The sequence below is a fragment of the Agromyces sp. NPDC055658 genome (assembly GCF_053618155.1).
In genome coordinates, this window is sequence record NZ_JBSHHD010000109.1 from 1 (window position 1) to 1,308 (window position 1,308).

At 68.6% G+C, this 1,308-nt stretch carries 2 protein-coding genes; both read left to right on the forward strand.

Annotated features, from left to right (window positions below; all coding sequences use genetic code 11):
• Nucleotides 1-190: hypothetical protein (locus tag ACWGPE_RS18880; RefSeq protein WP_452049295.1), on the forward strand; the 190-nt coding region annotated here is incomplete at its 5' end.
• Nucleotides 190-1,308 (forward strand): arabinofuranosyltransferase (locus ACWGPE_RS18885; RefSeq protein WP_452049296.1); only part of this gene is annotated, 1,119 nt, incomplete at its 3' end. The genes ACWGPE_RS18880 and ACWGPE_RS18885, both read left to right, overlap by 1 nt.

Here is a 1,308-nt window from a genome sequence, read left to right on the forward strand (position 1 = left end):
GGTGCGCACCCGCATGAGCGCCCACGTCAAGGAAGCCCCGCTGACCGTCGACAAGGAATACGTGGCCAACCTGGCCGTCACCGCGTCGGCCAAGGGCAAGGATCTGGTCTGGGCGCCTGGCGCGTTCCGCTACGTGATGATGGTTCTGCGGCACATCCCGCGGCCCATCTTCCGCAAGCTTCCCATCTGATGCAGGCCGGACTGGCCGGTCCGGCCAGGGTGACCGGACACATGGTGATCGCCCTCATGCTCGCCTCGGCGGTGGCCGGGGTGTCGATCGCCGCGATCGCCCAGGTCCAATGGCCGGCCTACAACACGTCCAACCAACTGCACGCGCTCACCACTGTGGGCCAGGTCGGCGCGCTCGCCGGAATCTTCGCCGCCGGACTGATCTGGCGGAAAGGCCGGCGCACCCTGGCCCGGCTGGCCGCGCTGATCTTCCTGTCCGCGTTCTCGGTGGTCACCCTGGCGATGCCGCTGGGCGCCACCAAGCTGTACCTGTTCGGGGTCTCGGTCGACCAGCAGTTCCGCACCGAGTACCTGACCCGGCTGGCCGATGCCCCCGGCCTGCACGACATGACCTACTTCGGGCTTCCGCCGTACTACCCGGCCGGCTGGTTCTGGATGGGCGGGCGCATCGCCGCGGCCACCGGCACCCCGGCCTGGGAGATGTTCAAGCCCTGGTCGATCGTCTCGATCACCATCGCCGTGGCACTCGCTTTCGTGTTGTGGGCAACCATGATTCGCTTCGAATGCGCGCTGATCGTGACCACCGCGAGCACCGCCGCCATGCTGGCCTACTCCTCCACCGAGCCCTACGCCGCGATCATCACCGTGCTGTTGCCGCCGGTGTTCGTGCTGGCCTGGTCGGGGTTGAGAGGTAAGACCCGCAACGGGGGTTGGGCCGCTGTCATCGGCGTCGGGATCTTCCTCGGCTTCGCCGCCCTTTTCTACACCCTGCTGCTGGCCTACTGCGCGTTCACGCTGGCCTTGATGGCGCTGGTGCTGGCGATCGCCCGACGCCGGATCGACCCCCTGCTGCGTCTGCTGGTCATCGCCCTGATCTCCGGGGCGATCGCCCTGATCACCTGGGGCCCGTACCTGCTGGCCTCGCTTCGCGGAACACCCGCCGAAAAGGGCACCGCCCAGCACTATCTGCCCGACGCCGGCGCCCAGCTGACCTTTCCGATGCTGAGCTTCACGCTGCTCGGTGCGCTGTGCATGCTCGGCACGCTGTGGCTCGTGGTCCGCGCGCGCACCTCGACGCGGGCCGGGGCGCTGGCCATCGCGGTGCTCGCCGTCTACGCC